General features: G+C 40.6%; 2 protein-coding genes. Both read left to right on the top strand.

What is annotated here, in order from left to right:
* On the top strand, positions 1-410 hold a 410-nt coding region (locus tag Q0614_RS01305), incomplete at its 5' end, for a DUF488 family protein (protein WP_298785943.1).
* Between the two features lie 470 nt (positions 411-880).
* On the top strand, positions 881-1181 hold a 301-nt coding region (locus Q0614_RS01300), incomplete at its 3' end, for a TOBE domain-containing protein (RefSeq protein WP_298785941.1).

Here is a 1181-nt window from a genome sequence, read left to right as displayed (position 1 = left end):
AGCTTCGACGGCGATTATTTCATCAAGGATTAGCAAATTTAAAGGAGCAAACTATGACAAAATTTAAAATTAAGCGCGTCTATGAGAGCGCGGAGGAAGAGGATGGTTTTCGCGTGCTTTGCGATAGGCTATGGCCGCGTGGCATAAAAAAAGATGCGCTGGAGCTTGATATGTGGGCAAAGGACATAACGCCTAGCACCGAAATACGCAAGCTTTTCGCGCATAAGCCTGAGAATTTCGCCCATTTTAAGGAGCTTTACCTGGCTGAACTTGAGCAAAATCCCGCCGTAGCTGAATTTTTGAAAAAGGTTAAAAACGAGCCGGTCGTCACGCTGCTATATGCCGCAAAGGACGAGCACTGCAACCACGCGATGATTCTGCGTGATTTTTTACAAAGCAAGGTACATTGAAATTTTGGCACAAAACGCACCGCTAGCTGTATTTTAAAGCAAATGTAAAATCGCCTCGCTCACCAAAATCTACTCGTAAAACCGATGTGCAAGGCGTAAAATTCAGCGAACAGGCGTAAGCGGAGTGCTTTTAAAGCCTTGCCAGACGCGATTTGAGATAAATTTTCTATCCGGATGTGCACTTCGCATGCGCATAAAACAAACGCCAAATTTTGCGTCAGAGCTCTAAAAAAACGCAAAATTTTATAAAAAGCGAACAAAATTTCAAGGAAAATGACTCGATTTAATATGCAAATTTAGAATTTCATCTATTTTTTAACGCTATTTTTCATAATGCAAGCTAGGAATTTAAAAAGTGGGCTTAATATAAATTCGCAACAAATCAAATTAATTTCTTACATGCAGCATTTTTAAATTTCATTTAAGGATTTGCCGCTAACATTGCTCGTAATTTTTTACAAGGAGAAACAATGGCAATCAGTGCTAGAAATCAGCTTCACGTCGTAATCAGCGACGTAAAAATAGGTGCGGTAAATTCGCTAATCACAGCTAAAACCAGAGGCGGCGACGTGCTAAAAGCGACCGTGACGGTCAATTCTGAAAAAACTTTGGATTTAAAAGCAGGCAAAGAGGCGGTATTTTTATTCAAAGCCCCGAATGTCATCATTTCAAAGGGAGAAAATGATCTTCGCCTAAGTGCTGCAAATCAACTAAAAGGCAAAATCACCGCCGTTAAAGAGGGCGCAATCAATGCTGAAATCGATGTCAGAA

Source organism: uncultured Campylobacter sp. (assembly GCF_937997595.1).
Classification (GTDB): domain Bacteria; phylum Campylobacterota; class Campylobacteria; order Campylobacterales; family Campylobacteraceae; genus Campylobacter_B.
Note: the sequence above shows the minus strand (reverse complement) of the source record. Positions and strands in the feature narration are given on the sequence as shown.